General features: G+C 39.6%; 17 protein-coding genes. 7 read left to right on the forward strand and 10 right to left on the reverse strand.

The window, feature by feature from the left end; translation table 11 throughout:
• The 7 genes from ACEW8O_RS00395 to ACEW8O_RS00425 form a co-directional block, all read right to left on the reverse strand.
• The coding region (locus ACEW8O_RS00395; RefSeq protein WP_373492637.1) for a M16 family metallopeptidase at positions 1-480 on the reverse strand (480 nt) is incomplete at its 3' end.
• 338 nt (positions 481-818) lie between these two features.
• Positions 819-1,052: a hypothetical protein gene (locus ACEW8O_RS00400; protein ID WP_373492638.1), complete on the reverse strand. Its 234-nt coding sequence runs from the start codon at positions 1,050-1,052 to the stop codon at positions 819-821.
• A gap of 212 nt (positions 1,053-1,264) precedes the next feature.
• Positions 1,265-2,260, reverse strand: coding sequence for an adenosine kinase (locus ACEW8O_RS00405; protein ID WP_373492639.1), 996 nt, complete (start codon positions 2,258-2,260; stop codon positions 1,265-1,267).
• Positions 2,261-2,348: 88 nt separating this feature from the next.
• Positions 2,349-3,515: a hypothetical protein gene (locus ACEW8O_RS00410; protein ID WP_373492640.1), complete on the reverse strand. Its 1,167-nt coding sequence runs from the start codon at positions 3,513-3,515 to the stop codon at positions 2,349-2,351.
• Between the two features lie 129 nt (positions 3,516-3,644).
• Positions 3,645-4,520, reverse strand: coding sequence for a glycerophosphodiester phosphodiesterase (locus ACEW8O_RS00415; protein WP_373492641.1), 876 nt, complete (start codon positions 4,518-4,520; stop codon positions 3,645-3,647).
• A 233-nt stretch (positions 4,521-4,753) separates the two neighbouring features.
• On the reverse strand, positions 4,754-6,064 hold the full coding sequence (gene rimO / locus ACEW8O_RS00420) for a 30S ribosomal protein S12 methylthiotransferase RimO (RefSeq protein WP_373492642.1): 1,311 nt from the start codon (positions 6,062-6,064) through the stop codon (positions 4,754-4,756).
• A 337-nt stretch (positions 6,065-6,401) separates the two neighbouring features.
• A complete protein-coding gene (locus ACEW8O_RS00425) occupies positions 6,402-7,499 on the reverse strand; it encodes a hypothetical protein (protein WP_373492643.1) in 1,098 nt (365 codons plus the stop codon).
• 436 nt (positions 7,500-7,935) lie between these two features.
• Between ACEW8O_RS00425 and ACEW8O_RS00430 the strand changes: the two genes are divergently transcribed.
• The 6 genes from ACEW8O_RS00430 (at position 7,936) to ACEW8O_RS00455 (ending at position 13,725) form a co-directional block, all read left to right on the forward strand.
• Positions 7,936-9,942, forward strand: a complete 2,007-nt coding sequence (locus ACEW8O_RS00430; RefSeq protein ID WP_373492644.1) for a thiamine pyrophosphate-dependent enzyme — start codon at positions 7,936-7,938, stop codon at positions 9,940-9,942.
• Positions 9,943-10,227: 285 nt separating this feature from the next.
• Positions 10,228-10,839, forward strand: a complete 612-nt coding sequence (locus ACEW8O_RS00435; RefSeq protein WP_373492645.1) for a Uma2 family endonuclease — start codon at positions 10,228-10,230, stop codon at positions 10,837-10,839.
• Between the two features lie 11 nt (positions 10,840-10,850).
• The gene (locus ACEW8O_RS00440; RefSeq protein ID WP_373492646.1) at positions 10,851-11,462 is read left to right on the forward strand and encodes a Uma2 family endonuclease; all 612 of its coding nucleotides are present in this window, start codon (positions 10,851-10,853) and stop codon (positions 11,460-11,462) included.
• A gap of 57 nt (positions 11,463-11,519) precedes the next feature.
• Positions 11,520-12,221: a hypothetical protein gene (locus ACEW8O_RS00445; RefSeq protein ID WP_373492647.1), complete on the forward strand. Its 702-nt coding sequence runs from the start codon at positions 11,520-11,522 to the stop codon at positions 12,219-12,221.
• A gap of 311 nt (positions 12,222-12,532) precedes the next feature.
• A complete protein-coding gene (locus tag ACEW8O_RS00450) occupies positions 12,533-13,189 on the forward strand; it encodes a hypothetical protein (protein WP_373492648.1) in 657 nt (218 codons plus the stop codon).
• Positions 13,186-13,725 carry a hypothetical protein gene (locus ACEW8O_RS00455; RefSeq protein ID WP_373492649.1) on the forward strand — a complete coding sequence of 180 codons (540 nt, stop codon included), beginning with the start codon at positions 13,186-13,188 and terminating at the stop codon, positions 13,723-13,725. The genes ACEW8O_RS00450 and ACEW8O_RS00455 overlap by 4 nt, the downstream gene beginning before the upstream one ends.
• 159 nt (positions 13,726-13,884) lie before the next feature.
• On the opposite strand, the gene ACEW8O_RS00460 is transcribed toward ACEW8O_RS00455, so the two are convergent.
• Positions 13,885-14,901: a hypothetical protein gene (locus ACEW8O_RS00460; protein WP_373492650.1), complete on the reverse strand. Its 1,017-nt coding sequence runs from the start codon at positions 14,899-14,901 to the stop codon at positions 13,885-13,887.
• A gap of 89 nt (positions 14,902-14,990) precedes the next feature.
• Between ACEW8O_RS00460 and ACEW8O_RS00465 the strand changes: the two genes are divergently transcribed.
• A complete protein-coding gene (locus tag ACEW8O_RS00465) occupies positions 14,991-15,140 on the forward strand; it encodes a hypothetical protein (protein ID WP_373492651.1) in 150 nt (49 codons plus the stop codon).
• A gap of 152 nt (positions 15,141-15,292) precedes the next feature.
• Here the strand turns inward: ACEW8O_RS00465 and ACEW8O_RS00470 are convergent, their stop codons facing one another.
• Positions 15,293-15,526 carry a hypothetical protein gene (locus ACEW8O_RS00470; RefSeq protein ID WP_373492652.1) on the reverse strand — a complete coding sequence of 78 codons (234 nt, stop codon included), beginning with the start codon at positions 15,524-15,526 and terminating at the stop codon, positions 15,293-15,295.
• A gap of 315 nt (positions 15,527-15,841) precedes the next feature.
• On the reverse strand, positions 15,842-17,472 hold a 1,631-nt coding region (locus ACEW8O_RS00475; protein WP_373492653.1), incomplete at its 5' end, for an efflux RND transporter permease subunit.

The raw sequence follows: 17,472 nt of genomic DNA on the forward strand, positions 1-17,472 counted from the left end.
GTAAGGCTGTTCCTCCATGACCTCTTTCATTTCTTGTTTGATCACTTCTCTTTGAGTATCTACACCAATTTGGTCGATTTTTGCATGAAGCATTCTTTCAGACTCAAGATACAAAGCCAATTCCAATTGATTGGATGGTAAAATCTCGTAATAGAAGGTGAAATCTAAGCTGGTCCCAGCATTCAGCGTTCCCCCTGAAGATTGAACAATCTGGGCAAACTGACCCCTCTCAATATTTTCTGAACCTTCAAACATCAAATGCTCAAAGAAATGTGCATAACCAGTCTTTTGAGGATTTTCGTTTTTGGATCCAACATGGTAAAAAACATTATTGGCAACTATAGGCGTACTGTTGTCCTGATGCATGATGACATGCAGGCCATTATCCACGGTAAACTCCCGGAATTCAATTTTATTCTGGGCAGTGGAGGAGAGTATAATAAAAACTCCCAACAAAAGCGACAAGATTGGTTTTTTCATAATCATTGGTTTTCGTTTAATCATAGATATTGTACTGTTGAGCAATAATTTTGTTCAGACAGATTGTTTAATAGCGTATTTTAAATGATGAATGCTGTTTATTTTAAAAAACGGTGGAAAAATATAATTATATGGTTTGACAAACAAATATTGTAACTAATTTTTCATTTTAGAGATAACCTGATCTAATCCAAATTCCCATAATGTCAAGGTGGACATAGCTTTATACTTTTAAAAGATTATTTTGCAGTTTCATTCTTCCTTTTTAATAAAGGATACCTTAAGCAACCATTTTGGCATAGAAGACGGAAAATATCAAATTAAGTGGCAAATAGAAATCAATATGAACTCTCTTCTTGCTCTGCTTTTTTGCTGTCCTCTTTGCGCTGAAAGTACAACCCTACTGTCAAGGCAATGATCGCTCTGACATATAATGTTGCACCTCCGAGTTTCAATAACCATTGATCAATGGTCATTTTGAAAATGAAAATCTCCAACATGAAATCTACCAGGTTGATCGCAAGAAATAAAAGTAAAGCTTTGATGACGAGTTTTTTACCTGATATGATCATATGGGTTATTGTTGTTTGGCCATATAATCTAGCTAAAAATCCGAGAATTAACAAATTTTAATTATCGGCAACTAATCTACTCACCTAATTTTCTTCTTTTTTGTGGCTGACGACGGATGTCCGATAACTGAAAAAAAGATGAATTATTACTCAAATAAGTCCGCAATAAATTTAGCTTCTTAACTGATAAAAGTGGAAAACCACAAATTACCTCAAGGATTCAACCTTGCCAACACCTCTTTCGCTTCATGCCATTTCAACCTTGGCCCAAATTGGCTCACTATCCTGGAACTTGCCATAGAGGCCAATTTTCCACTTGAAGCGTAATTGTGACCATTAGTGATCCCATACATAAATGCTCCTGCAAACATATCCCCTGCCCCATTGCTGTCAATAGCTGTGGTTTTGTAGGGTTCGATATCAATGAATGTATCTCCATCAAATATCATTGCCCCGTTTTTACCCTGGGTAATGATAAAATGCTTGGCTGCTTTTTTGAGTTCTTCCCTTGCTTCTAAGATGTTATCTTTTCCTGTGAAAAGCATTGCCTCTTCTTCATTGGCAAAAAGCAGGTCAACACTTGGCCCTATTACATCTTCAAAATTCGCCTTGAAATATTTCACCATTGCAGGATCCGAAAACGTCAGGGCAACTTTAGTTCCCGCTGCTTCTGCTGTCTTTTTAGCATGCATCATGGCCTCCTTTCCATTCGGTGAAGTCACCAAATATCCTTCAATAAACAAATACTTGGAATCCTTGATGGCTGCCTCGTTGACATCCTTAACAGAAAAGTTTTGGGTAATACCCAAGAAGGTATTCATGGTCCTTTCCGAGTCATCTGTCACCATGACGAGACATTTTCCTGTGATTCCTTCTTCGAGCTTTTCCGGATTGAGGTTGTTGTCCACACCCGAATCCTTCATGTCCTGAACAAAAAAATGTCCCAATTCATCATCGGCCACTTTACAACAATAGTAAGAATTTCCCCCAAATTGACTGACTGCAATTACCGTATTGGCGGCTGAACCACCACATTGTTTTTTTGCTTCTGCAGTATCGATTACAGACATCAGGGCATTTTGCCTCTCTTCATCGACCAATGTCATCAGTCCCTTTTCAACTTCATTGTCCAAAAAAAATTGGTCGGTCACTTTGAATTCAATATCAACCAATGCATTTCCTATTCCTGTTACGTCGTATTTTTTCATTTTTTATTTTAGATCTTAGATTGTAGATTTTATATTTTACACCCAAGTCGATTGTTTTCTCTAACCCTATATTTTTTTTTAAAATTAATTAATCGAAAATCCGGTGTCGTTCAAAGGGTTTGGTTCTGTCAAATAGATACCGGTAGGTGTGATGAGTTTTATAGATGACGGCATTTAGCTGTTCACAAACCCGCATCATTTTTGGATTGAAATCACCGATCCAGTTCATTTCCAATGTTTCGTATTTGAATTCCTTTGTGAAGGCAAGGGTATCCCTATATTCCATAATCATGGCACTTTCAACACCCTTGGCCTGAAATTCGGGAATCACACCAAAAACCAAACCGAGCATTTTGTTCGGGGGATTGAAGGTCTTGTGCCATAGAAATTTCAATTTTCCGAAAAGATCCATTTTACCATTTACATATTTAAAAATCTGATTGATTTCAGGGATATTGATGAAAAAGGAAATGGGTTCATCTTTGTGAAAACCAAAATAAATCAGCCTCGGATCAATTATGGGCTGCATCTTTCCGAACATCAATTTAGTTTCTTTTAGTGACAAAGACTTGCCCATGTGTTTGGCCCAGGCTTTATTGTACACAGTCATAAAGTACTCAGGTGCCTTTTCTTTCAACTCTTTTCCCTTCATATACCTAAAAGAAAAATCCGGATCCTTTCTGATGGCCTTTGACCTTTCCTCCATTTTCGGATCAAAAACAGGATCCTTCACCCTCCTCATGTAAGTATATTGTTTGAAATAAATCTCAAACCCATACGCCTCAAAAAAGCTTTGATAATAATCAAAATTCCATGGCATGTTGTAATTGGGTTCCGTATATCCATCGACTAATAAACCCCACCACTTGTCCCTTTCCCCAAAATTCACAGGGCCATCCATAGCTTCCATACCATGTTCCTTCAACCAATTTTTACCCGTATCAAAAAGAAGAAAGGCTGTCTTTTGATCATTGATACATTCAAAAAAACCCAAACCACCGGTTGGCTGCTTTTCTTTCCATTTGGGGTTAATGAATGCGGCTATCCTGCCGATAATATTTCCATTATCATCTTTGAGTAACCATCTCCTCGATTTGGCCCCCTGTCTGAACAGTTTGTTGGTCTCAGGATGAAAAAGTCCTTCAATATCCTTGTCAAGTGGTCTTATCCAATTTTTTTCATATTTATATAGCCTGACGGCCATTTCCAAAAATTCTTTTTCCTCAACACTACTGTTAACTTCCAGTAATCTCATACTTGATGATTTGGTTACCAAGGGCTAAAAATAGCGAGTTTAATTTAATGGGCAAAGTACAAAACTCCATCTACAAATTTCCAAGAGCAAAAATTTGAAACAAAAACAAAACTCTTTTCAGTAAGCAATTTACCTCTTCGGTGCCAAATTTGGGTAATCCGTGATGATTCCATCTACACCCATATCGAGTAATTTTTCCATTAGCTCGGTGGTATTGACTGTCCAAGGGATTACTTTCATTCCTTTTTGGTGAAGTTGGGCCACTATCTCTTTTGTAAGGGCAGGGAAAAAAGGTGAATAAATCTGAGGTTGAAAACCCAATTTCTCCAATTGTTCATTTGATTTGGCTGCATGTTCTACCAACATCGCCAATGTTACTTTAGAATATGCTTGGTGCATGTACTGCAAAACCCTGAAATCAAAGGATTGGATGTTCACACGGCTCCAGTCGAGTTTTTCATCAATTAATTGATAAACGAGGTCAGAAAATTCCTTTGGCGCAGGATGGTAAATACCATCTCCATCGGGACTGCTTTTGATCTCAATATTATAATTGGGCTTTGGCAATCCCAAATCGGAAACATACTTTTCCACCACATCAATCATATCCGACAGCCTTGGCTTGGTTACATGAAATTTGACTTGTTGGGTGAATCCAGAATGAAATTTAGTACCACAGTCATACTGTAATACATCATCAAATGTCATTTGATAAATATTATGCGATTTGTCACCGGAAGGAATTTCACTCCCATCAGGTTTCAAACATATCACCGGATTCATATAAGGTTCGTGGGAGACTATGATCTGACCGTCCTTGGTCACCGCAAGATCCAACTCCAAGGCAGTCACCCCTAAATCCAAAGCCTTGATCATCGCAGGAATGGTATTTTCCGGCATCAATCCCCTGGAACCACGATGGCCTTGGAGATCATAAGAAAATTGGGCGCTGACAGTAGACAAATTAATGAGGATTGTAAAAATGATTAAAACTGATTTTTTCATTTTATTTTTCTTGGAAATTTATGGCAATACAAGGTCAAAGCCAAAATTTGGAGGTTACTATATCAATAATTTTTTAACTATGAACATCCCAACCTTTAACTGAAAAGAGAGCAAACTAATCTTGCCCATCTTTGATTTCAGTTCATGCCAACATCGGTCATCGGTCATCCGACATTGGTTTCTAACAACAACGGAAATTAGGCAACTGCAATCAATCCAGGTAATTACTAAATTCAAACCACCTCACCATATAAATCAAATTCAGTGGCTTCGTTGATTTTTACATTGACAAAATCCCCTACCCTGCAATAGTGCTTTGAGGCATCGATCAAAACCTCGTTGTCCACTTCCACTGAGTCAAACTCTGTCCTCCCAACAAAAAAGCCATTTTCCTTTTTGTCAATCAAAACTTTGAATTCCATACCCACTTTTTGTTGATTGAGGTCATAGGAGATCTGTTCCTGAATCTCCATGAGGTGATTGGCCCTTTCCTGTTTTACTTCCGCAGGGATAATGTCCTCCATAGAGTGGGCATGGGTATTTTCTTCATGGGAATAAGTGAATACACCTAATCGTTCAAATTTCATTCTTTCCACAAAATCCACCATCTCCTGAAATTCAGATTCTCCTTCACCGGGATGGCCTGCGATCAAAGTCGTTCTGATGGCAATCTCAGGAATCAGGTCTCTAATGGAATGGATCAATTCCTCTTGTTTTTCCCGTGTAGTTCCTCTTCTCATGGTTTTCAATACAGAGGTAGAACCATGCTGAAGTGGGATATCCAGGTAATTGCAGATGTTCGACCTTTCTTTCATCACCTCAATCACATCCATCGGAAATCCTGTCGGATAGGCATAATGCAGCCTTATCCATTCAATTCCTTCCACATCAGAAAGGTTTCTAAGTAGATCCGCCAAGTTTCTTTTCTTGTAAAGATCGAGTCCGTAATATGTGGAATCCTGGGCGATCAGTAAAAGCTCTTTGGTTCCATTGGCAGCTTTATGTTGTGCCTCTTTGACCAATTCTTCAATTGGACGTGAGATATGACCTCCACGCATCAAAGGGATAGCGCAAAATGAACAAGGCCTGTCACAACCTTCGGAGATTTTCATGTATGCATAGTGGGCATTGTGGGTCAAAAGTCTTTCGCCTACCAATTCATGTTTATAATCTGCTTTGAATTTTTTTAGCAATGCAGGCAAATCCCTTGTTCCAAAATAGGCATCCACTTGGGGGATTTCCTTTTCCAGATCATCTTTGTATCGCTGTGAAAGGCATCCTGTGACGTAAACTTTGTCAACCAATCCCTGTTCCTTGGCATCTACATATTGTAATATGGTATCAATGGATTCCTGCTTTGCATTGTCGATAAAGCCACAGGTATTAATGATGATGATATTGTTGTCCTGCTTATTGGATTCATGGGAGGCATCTATTCCGTTCCCTTTCAACTGTGTCAAAAGCACCTCGGAATCGACTAGATTCTTGGAGCAACCCATGGTGATGATATTGACTTTGTCTTTTTTTAATGTTCTCGCTTTCACTGTATTCCTGTATTTGGGTGCAAAGGTAGGGAAAATTGGGGTTTTTAGATTGGAAGGATGATAATTGGAAGATTGGAAAATTGTAAAATTGTAAAATTAAGTTCGACCACAAAAGCCTCTTGTTTAAAAAATGCTTATTAGAGGAGTTTTGAAAGAGTATCTGTCCTTATTTTGAATGAATGAGAAAACCTCGCTTCGATTTTCGGGTTATAAACTTCTCTCCACGATAATTATCGGGATCGAAGTGACAAGGACACGGCTTCTTGAATCTTGGTCTTGGCTCTGGTTTCTTGGCTCTCGCATCTCGGCTCTCGCATCTCGTCTCTCCTTCTTCCTCCTAATACCCCGTAATCTCCTTCAGCAACCTAAAAAATCCCTTTTTCCGATCAGAGTTGGTTCCCCAATCTACCGGGACACTTTGATAGCCCTGCTCAAAACCTTCATCTTTCATCCGATAATCAAAAAGCCCCCATGAGGCATAAGCGGAAACGGCAGCAACGAAATTGTTCCAGTCTTTGTCAAAGTTAAAATGATCATCTTCATTAAAGAGAATAGGCATTGGGCGGTATCCTTCCACTTCTTTGGTCTTATTTACCATCTCCACTATTTTATCTGGGTTGCTGACTCCATTCCCGTGAAGTAATATAAAATCTGAAACCTTGACCACAGATGATTTGGGGATGGACGCACCTTTATAACTTGTACTCACATAGAATCTAAAACCATTTCTTTTGATGTTTTTTGCCAATGTGATCAACTCATGAACCCTTTCAGGTTTCAAGATATCGTGGTCATAGGCATTTACATCACACTCATTATTGATTTCGATCAGGACATTTCTGTAGCCATTTTTATGTAACCAATCAGTGGCATTTTGAACAGCGGCAACAACTGCCTTTTCATCTTCTAACCTTTGGTCCTGTCCGAAATAAAAATATCCGACTATCGGAACCATTCCCAATTCATCTGCTTTATCAAGGATTTTTTTCAAACGCTTCATAAAAGAATCTCTCAATTTTCCTTTTTCGGTAAAGGCAGAATTGTGCCAAGGCTGACTTTGGGAATATCCGAAAGGACTGCCTCCCTGCAAATTGATGGTAAAGGAAAGTAAACCGTGTCTTTTCCATTCTGCCATGTTGGCAATAAACTCATCCGTGTTTCTCTCCGGATCCCATTTCCCGGTATCAGGATATTCCCAATTGGAAACCGTCTCAGGATTGAGGTCATCAAAAATTCCCTGCACCATCCTAGAATTCATTAACAGCCCCTCTATCGGTTTACCATTCCAAGTCCTTCCCTCATAAGTCGGTTTACTATTGACATAAAATTTATCCCCTTTGATTTCCACGGTTGTTTTCCTTTCATGTGGAAAAAGGTCTGAGAAATAGGTGAAATTAAAGAGGAATAAGAATAGGATTGATTTTATAAGAGTCATATTAAAGGTTTTTATGGAATAAGATATTGTATATTAATCCTTTAAGTTAAAACATTTTTCGGTCAAAAAATAAAAGATAATTCAATCGTCAATTCCTAAGCAGTTGAAACCCGAATTCCAATATTACTCAAATATTAATTTTAGGAGATTTTTTTGGTTTTAATTTAAAGAAGCCTTAATGATTTATTTGCTTTTGGGCAGGGCTTTCTTTCTACTTTTGAGCACGTACAGCAAACGAACATTTTTTCATAAACCTTGCATACTTTTAGGCGTCGATGTGAATCGACGCCTTTGCTGTTTTTAGGGAATTGGAATAACTTGTCCGCCGTGGTGGATTGAAAAATTGGAAAATTGGAAGATTAACTAGACTCGTTCTTGACTATCTTTTGGGAGAATAAGTTCTTTGCCCTAATTTGGTATCCAAATTTAGCCTACTATGACCAACCCATCTACCCAAACACCCGAAATGATTTTTGAAAGGAAAGATTATGTCGATCACACTTTGATCAAACTTTATGAATCTCTTCTGATGCCAAGAAGGATTGAGGAGAAAATGCTAATCCTACTTAGGCAAGGCAAAATCTCAAAATGGTTTAGCGGTTGGGGACAGGAGGCCATTTCTATCGGTGCGTTAAATGCCTTGGCTGAGGACGAGTATATCCTTCCCATGCATAGAAACCTGGGAATTTTTACTGGCAGAAATCTACCACTGGAAAAACTCTTCGCCCAATTTCAGGGAAAAAAATCAGGTTATACCAAAGGCCGGGACAGGTCATTTCATTTTGGAACCAACGAGCACCACATTGTAGGTATGATCTCCCACTTGGGTCCCCAAATGGCCATTGCAGATGGCATTGGTTTGGCCCACAAGTTATCCAAGGAAAATAAAGTGACCTTGGTTTTTACCGGAGATGGGGCCAGTTCAGAAGGTGATTTCCATGAAGGGCTTAATGTCGCAGCAGTCTGGAAACTTCCTGTGATTTTTGTGGTGGAGCACAATGGCTACGGTCTTTCTACTCCAAGTGAGGAGCAGTTTGCTTTCAAATATTTTACAGAAAAGGGACCCGGATACGGTATGGAAACTGTCAGGGTGGATGGTAATAATGTATTGGAAGTCTATAATACCATCAAAGGTCTTGCGGAAGATATACGGAAGAATCCAAGACCAGTACTGGTAGAAGCCATCACCTTCAGAATGCGGGGTCATGAGGAAGCTTCAGGAACCAAATATGTCCCAAAAGATCTGATGTCGACTTGGGCTTTGAAAGATCCTGTGGATAATTATGAAAGGTTTTTGGAGGAGTCAGGGGTTTTGGATTCCGAAACAAAAGAAAAAATCAACAAGAAAATCAAAGATGCCATCAATAAAGGTTTGGAAAAGGCATTTGCTGAAGAAAGCGTTCAACCTGACACTGCAGAGGAGCTTTCCGATTTATTCTCTCCTTTCGAACAAAAAGTCATTTCACCTTCATCCGACAAAGTCACAGAAAAAAGATTCATTGATGCCATTTCGGATGGATTGAGGCAATCCATGGAAAAATATCCCAACCTTATTTTGATGGGGCAGGATATTGGTACCTATGGCGGGGCATTTAAAATTACCGATGGGTTCAAAGATGAATTTGGTGGGGAGCGGGTGAGGAATACCCCGCTTTGCGAAAGCGCCATACTAGGGGCAGCCTTGGGGCTTTCCATCAAAGGTTATAAATCGATGGTGGAGATGCAGTTTGCGGATTTTGTCTCCGTCGGCTTCAATCAGATCGTGAACAACCTGGCAAAAATCCATTACCGATGGGGACAGAAGGCAGATGTGGTAGTAAGGATGCCCACGGGTGCAGGAGTTGCCGCAGGACCTTTCCATTCCCAATCCAATGAGGCTTGGTTTTTTCATACTCCGGGATTGAAAATCGTATATCCCTCCAATCCCTATGATGCCAAAGGGTTGCTCAATGCAGCTTTTGAAGACCCTAATCCGTACCTGTATTTCGAGCACAAAGCATTGTACCGTTCCATTTCAGAGCGCATTCCCGATGATTATTACACCGTGGAAATAGGCAAGGCCAATATGGTCGAAGAAGGTGAGGCAATAAGCGTCATCACTTATGGCATGGGAGTTCATTGGGCGAAAGCTGCAATTCAGGAACTTGGTATTTCTGCCGATATTTTGGATTTAAGGACTCTGCTTCCTTGGGATAAAGAGGCTGTGGAAAAAACGGTCAGAAAAACAAGCAAAGTGATTTTCCTGCAGGAAGATTGCCTGACAGGTGGAATCGGTGCAGAAATCTGTGCCTGGATTTCGGAAAACTGTTTTGAATATTTGGATGCTCCCGTCATGCGGGAAGGAAGCCTCGATACCCCCGTGCCCTTTGCCCCTAACCTTGAAAAGAATTTTCTGCCTGTGGAGAGGTTTAAGGAGAAATTAAGGAAGTTGCTGGAGTATTAGAAGTGATACTTGTCCGCCGTGGCGGATGGAACGTTAACGTTGGCTGTTCTGTCCCTTTAGGGACAAGATATAGGTAGAATAGTTCGTTTAGGGCAGGTTACCGTGCCTTTAGGTACGGAATATATGTTGTACCTAAAGGCACCAAAAACTTGGTTTTCAATTTGTGATTTTACCTATATAATGTCCCTAAAGGGACTATGGTCTATTTTAGGATTTTGTTTTCCGACTTCGGACTTCCAACTTCCAGCCATTTGCTAAAAACCACATTTTCACTAAATTAGATCTATGAAATCCGAGGAGACTGAAAATATAGTCAACGAACCTTTTACCGAATACGGAAAATATTCCTATGCTGATTACCTGACTTGGCAAATGGATGAAATGGTCGAAATCATCAAAGGAAAAGTTTTTAAGTCCGCTGCCGCTGCTCCAAGAAGAATCCATCAAAAAGTTTCCCTAAAAATATCCAATAAACTATTCAACTTTCTAGAGAAAAGGCCTTGTGAAGTATATGCTGCTCCATTTGATGTAAGGCTTCCTGTTAAGTCAAAGAAAAATGAGGATATATTTACAGTGGTGCAGCCTGATATCTGTGTTGTTTGTGACAAGAGCAAACTAGATGATTTGGGTTGCTTAGGCCCACCTGACCTGATTATTGAAATCCTCTCTCCCGGCAACAACCGCAAAGAACTTAAACATAAATACGAAGTATATGAGGAAAGCGGGGTACAGGAATATTGGGTAATCCATCCCAATGAACAGACTGTATTGGTCTTTACATTAAAAAATGGATCATTCATTGCTTCCAAACTTTTTACTCCGGGGGATATTGTCAATTCTGAATGTATTGAAGGATTCGGCCTCGATTTGAATTATTTATTCAATGACCTTGATTGACTCTAATGACTATGAAACCTGAAGAAATCGAAAACAAAGTCAGCGAACCTTTTACAGGGTATGGAAGGTATTCCTATGCTGATTATCTGACCTGGCAAATGGATGAAATGGTCGAAATCATTAAAGGAAAAGTCTTTAAGTCCGCTGCCGCTGCACCTAGAAGGATTCATCAAGAGATAGCGTTGAAAATTGCGAGGAAACTCGGAGATTATTTGGATAAAAAAACCTGTAAAATATTCCATGCACCCTTTGATGTAAGGCTTCCTGTTAAGTCAAAGAAAAATGAGGATATTTTCACAGTCGTTCAACCCGATATCTGTGTGGTCTGCGACCGCAACAAATTGGATGAAGCAGGCTGCATAGGAGCACCTGACCTGATTATTGAAATCCTTTCTCCAGGCAACAACCGCAAAGAACTCAAACAAAAATACGAAGTGTATGAGGAAAGCGGAGTACAAGAGTATTGGGTTATCCATCCCAGTGAACAGACTTTATTGATCTATACTTTGAGTATGGGAAAATACTTCCCCTCCAAACTTTTTACTTCAGGTGATATTGTTTCTTCTGAATGTATAGATGGGTTTATCTTGGATTTGGAGTATGTCTTCAGTGATTTGGATTGACAAATAAGTTTCTAAACTGCATATTATTCTTTACGTATTTATTTCAAAAACCAATTTATGAGACGGTTAATTTTTACAGGTATTTTCCTCCTTTGCACCTCAGCCTTACACGCCCAGGATATTTTATATGGCTTCCAGGCCAATGCCGGAATACCTGTCAAGGAACTTCGGGAAAAAGTAGGCAACATTGTATTTCCCGAATATACCCTTGTCGCTTTTTACAGTTTTCCTTACCGGCCTATTGAAGTTGGATTAAGCATAGGATATGGGATATATGGAACCAAGCTGGAAAAGAGGACCGATCTTTATCCGGGCTTTTCAGATGAATACCGGTTGAGAAGGAACAACAACTTGCTCGCACTGATGGGGGTATTCAGATATAATCCCGAGGTTTCTTGGAGGGTTCAACCCTTTCTTGAAGCCCAAATGGGGGCCAATTATTTTTATACAAGATTCAAAATCCGGGAAAGCCGTTATTATGACCCTATTGAAGAAGGGATGGATTTCGACGCTTGGGTCATGGCATTCCGTTTTGGAGGAGGGATCAAGATCCCATTCAAAAATAAAGATCTGGGCTTTTTTGAACTCAAAGTGCTTTACCATGATAGCGGACCTGTGGACTACTTAAGAAGACAGGATACGGAATATCAACCGGATAAAGGAGACGGAGAATTTGTCTATAACCCCCAAAGATCCACCATTAATATGATACAACCTGGTATCGGATTGATACTTTTCTCAGATTATGGGAGATATTAAAAAACTTACGTATTGAAGAAAGGTAAATCCCTGCTAATACAAGCAAAGTTTTCAGTAGTAATATAAATTAGAATCTTAACTCCGAATAGTGAGCGCTCTTTCTAATAAAGCAGTCAAAAATGGTAATGCTTGATTATTTGTTTTTTTTAATAAAATCATGATATTGATAAAGGTTTGAGAGTTTCCTGAAAATATAAACCAAATCTGAATTTTACAAAGTTTATATAGTCAAATTGAAAAGAATTAATTGAAAGATCCTAAATTTATTAGAGTTATCCCCGGCCTTATTTTAAACCCTAAATGAAAGCCTGATGCAAATCAAAACCATATGCATTTTATTTTCAATCAGCTTTTTTTTCATAATAGAAGAAACAGTTGGGCAGGAAAATACAGCGGAGGGATTTACTACTTTTTATATGCATATCAAACCCAGGGGCTACCAAAACAAGGAAATTATCGGGTTTGAATTATATAACAGGGGCAGAAGGAATAAACAGGAATGGAATTCCCCACGACTTGAGCCTCTATTGAAAGATTCCCTAGGGTATTTGGTTAAAGTAGAACTTCCCAATGAGTTAATTCCTGAAGTAAAAATGCTAAGATGCCGGGCAATAGCCAGAAACCCTCAAAAAAATTTAGGTCCGGAATTCTTGGAATTTACTTATGGAGGGGTCAATTTGAGTAGCATCAGACTTAACATTAGCTCAGACCCATCAGGCGCTGAGGTTTTTCTTGTCCCGAATAGGGTATGGCAAAGCAGGATTGAAAAACAAAACTGGAAAGAAGACCCTGACTTGCTCACGGACTTTAGGGTCAACTCCTCCCTTACAGAAACCTTTGTTTTTATTGATCAAACAGTCTTTAAGGTTATTTTCAAGCTTGGGGAACAATTCCAGATTCTGACACATTTTACGAAACCTCCGTCCATCGAACAGGAGCAAACCGTCAGTGCTCAGTTTAAACAATGAACAACCTGGGAGAAATATACAAATCTGCCTCTGCTGCATTCGGGCTTTTGCCGGGGATAGCCATTTTGATCACCAACCTGGGAGTTCCTCCTGATACTTCAAGATATTTGTTTGCAGGAATTGTTGAGGCTATGGGAATTCTCACATTGCTTTTGCTCTGGACTAATAAAGCAAGTATAAAAAAAATCCGGGCAACAAAAATATCGAAAAGGGCAATTATCTCAGCAGTCCTGTTTCTGCTTTGTCTTTTTCTATATCTGTTTCTATATGGACAATATGTAGTCAAGGTCCCCCACTCCGACCCTCTTTTGTTTCCCTTTTGGCCTCAGGGGGAGTTGTATTCAGGACTTATTCAGCATGGCAGCAGTTATGAACTCATTCAAAATTGGGGAAGGGATGACGTTTATAAAGTAATTCAAAGTTCCTCATCGGCATCTTTACAGTTTACTGTGTTAATACTTCTGCTAGTTTATGTTTTGGTGTTTGTAGCCATCACGTATGCTTTTGGGATTCTGGGCATAAAAAACAGGTCTTAAATATTTTCCAAAAAACAAAAAATTTGGATGTGGTGAAAATCACAAAAAAACAGCATTGGCATAATAATTGTAAAATACCATTTGAAACTAAACCAACTATCAATAAAAAAAAACCGGCAATGATTGCCGGTTTTTTTTTATTGAGGTTTTAAAATTGGATTATCTCGCAAATAGACCCAATACCAGATAAGTAGTCAAATCTGTAGTACTAAGATCCTGTGTTGGATCATGAACCACGAAAAACCCTTCATAGTTTCTGGTCAATTCATTGAATGAAATATCCAGGTCATTGGAAGCCATGGCTGTTCCGCCGTTACCCGAAATCATTCCGGCAAATATTGCTCCGTTTGGAGTCTCATTATAGGGAGTCCCGTTTGGAGTGGTAGCAGGATCGGCAGCATCATGGGCATGTACAGGGTACATTCTTCCATTAAGTGTATTCATCAAAGAAACAGTAACCTTGGAAGTCCCGTCAATTTTTTCCTCTACCATGATTTTTGCCATCAAATTTCTTGGATGTTCTCCATCGTATGCAATAGCAGGATTATCCAACACTTGTCCTTCGTTGAAGCTGTAATTAAATTCGGTAGTTCTTAGATTTGCTTCTCCGGCAGCCAAGCTCTGGGCAAAAACTCCTAACACCAAATAAGTGCTTAAATCAGTCGTGCTGATATCCTGTGTAGGATCATGAATGACAAGAAATCCTTCATAATCATTGATAAGCATGCTATAAGGCATTTCAGTTTCAACGGTTCTAGTTCCTGTTGCACCTGCTATGGTAATCATACCTGCAAAAACACCACTATTTGGAGTTTCATTATAAGGGGTTCCATTTGGAGTGGTAGCCGGGTCGGCAGCATCATGAGCGTGGACATGGTATTGCAAACCATCTATTCCATTTTCAATCGTCACGGTGATTTTGGCCATGCCATTTGCCATTTCTTCTATATCCAATTTGGCCGAAAGATTTCTGGGATGGTCTCCTTCTCCATCGCCATCGTAAGCTGTGGCCGGACTATTTAACAATTGTCCTTCATTGAAAGCATACTCAAATGATTCCATCTCCAACATTCTGGCGGGCTCTCCGTCATTGTCATCATTACAAGCCGAGAATGCTCCTGCAAATAATAGCATTGCAAATAGGTACAAACTTTGATTTAATCTAAACTTTTTCATTCTGTGATTTATTTTAGTTGGTTTTTAATAATACTTGCTAGGAGTTACGATACCCATCCGGCAATTGGATTGAGCATATCTAAAAAAACTTGGTTAAATTAGACTCACTATTGATTTACAGCCTCGAGGAAGGAAAGTATAAACCTTCCCGGCTTTTCACCCATGGAGATGTGGTCCATAGCAAATGCATCCCCGGATTCAAACTGGATTTGGAGGAGGTTTTTGGGAATTTGGATTAAGGGAAGGTTTTTTTGGGGAACGCTGATAACGCTGATTTGGCTGATTCCGCAGATAAAAAAAATCAGTGAAAATCTGCTATATCAGCGTTATCAGCGTTCCATCAAATGTTTTTTTCTGAAAAGATCAATCAATACTGAAGAATCCAAAAGTATCATGCTATTCTTGAAAGGTTAATATGCTTTCTGGCATTTTGGTAAGCCTCTATTTGCTCATCTGTCCAAGTGGGAGCCTTTAGGATTAGCTTTTGAAAATCTTCTTTCGAAGCTGATCTCTTGATTTTTACTTTCTGATCTACCGATTCAAAAAGTTTCGTTTTCATATCTTCAGGCAGTTGGCTTACGATCTCAACCAATTGTTCAAATTTAATATCCATTGTCAATTCCATTTCTTTTTGATAAAGTTACGAATACAAATTAACCTTTTAGCCATTCCTTTCAAAATCAAAGCAAAGGTTAAATTACATCCAAACCAATTTACAATTGGCTTATTCAAAAAAACACATGGAATAAAAGCTACTTACCATATAGTGGAGTTTTTATTGGAACACTGTTGAAACTGATTTGGCTGATTCACGCAGGTAAAAAAATCAGTGAAAATCTGCTATATCAGTGTTATCAGCGTTCCATCAAATTCCCTAATCTTTGCGCCTTTGTGTCTTTGCGGGAAATCCCAATCACTCTTTGCGCCCCCCTTACCCCCCTTACTTCCTCCACAAAAACACCGGCAATCCCAGAAACACCCCAACAATACTGAATATCAATCCCCCGATGGTTCCGATCGCTAAGCTGAACCAAAAGATCTCGTTCTGCCCTTCCATGATAAATGGTATCAATCCAAAGCAGGTGGACAAAATGGTCAGCATGATAGGGACTGCCTTTCCTGCCACAGCTTTCAGCACGTTCCGGTTGTAAAGACCAACTTTTCGGTTATTCAGGTCATTGACGATAAAAATGGCTGCATTGACCGCCAATCCGCCCAACATGACAAATGCAGCATAACCCCCCTGATCAAAGTAAAAATCAAACAGGGAGAAAACCAGAAACAACCCGATAAAGGATATCGGGATGATGACAATGATGTAGAAAGGTTGCTTGAGGTTTTCGAACAACACAGATGTGATAAAGAATATCCCCACTATCAGCACCAAAATCAAACTATACTGACGCTTTGCCTTTTCCCAATTCCAGGACCAGGTCTGCTTGGAAGCGGTATAGCCTATGGGCATATTGGCTTTCATTTCTTCCAATACCTCATCCAGGTATTCATTTCCGAATTTGGCTGAACCCATATATTCAAATGCCACCAAACGGATATACTGCCTATCTTCCTTGTGCAGGGCATTGGTAGTGGTTTCCTTGTTCAAGGTCCCAAAATTACTGACCTTAAAAATCTTGTTCTCACCACTGATCAGACTGTTTTCTTCCAGATCAAACTTGGAATATTTATGAGATTCAAGTTCCCGAACCACAACACCATAGTTTTTTTCATCCAAGGTCAAGTAAGTACTTGGATTGGAAGGCTTGGATACATCGTTCAGTGCATTGATTACCTGATATTGATTGGATCTTGCCAGGGCCATTTTACCCTGATCCAGACGCAGCACATATTCCTCAGTCTTTTGCTCATTCCAGCCCAACCTTTCATTGGTATTTACCTCCTGAATCCGCTTGTGCCGCAAAAGTTTCTCTGCCAAAACCTCTGACTGTCTCTCCAGTTCATCAAAATTATACCCTTTCATGGTCACCCTGAAAGATGGGATTCCTTCTCCACCGGCACCTGTATAAAATCCCTGACCCACACCATAAATAGTCCATCTTGCGCCTGACCAGTCAGTGGATTTGACGGATAGCCGGCCTTTCAGTTGGTAAGGCAAAGCTGATTTTTCATAGGCTTCCTTGAAGGTAATGGTGATATTGGCATATTGACCGGACTGAACATAGGTTACGAATTGGTCAATGCCTTCCACCCCTTTGAGGAATCCCTCAAATTCCTTCATGATAAAATCCATCTGATCCAGCGTATTCCCGAAAGGAAGTCTTGCGGTAACATACAGCCTGGTCTTTTCAGCTTCCCTATAAGAAGATTTTTCAAATACACCCCTGACAAACATCCTTAAGGACCCTCCCAAGTATTTGTCCACATGGGGCCTGATGTCTTCCTGATAAAGGGTACTTCCGATTGATTTATTGTACCATTCCTGTCCTTCCCATTTTGCAGGAAGAAAAAACACTGGAAGACCAAAAAGCAGGACAATAGCAGTTACAAAAGTCTTCCTGAACCTTGCCACAAAACCAATACTTCTCCTGTAAACCCCAAAAGCCTTAACCCTCT

Source organism: Aquiflexum sp. (assembly GCF_041749095.1).
GTDB lineage: Bacteria > Bacteroidota > Bacteroidia > Cytophagales > Cyclobacteriaceae > Aquiflexum.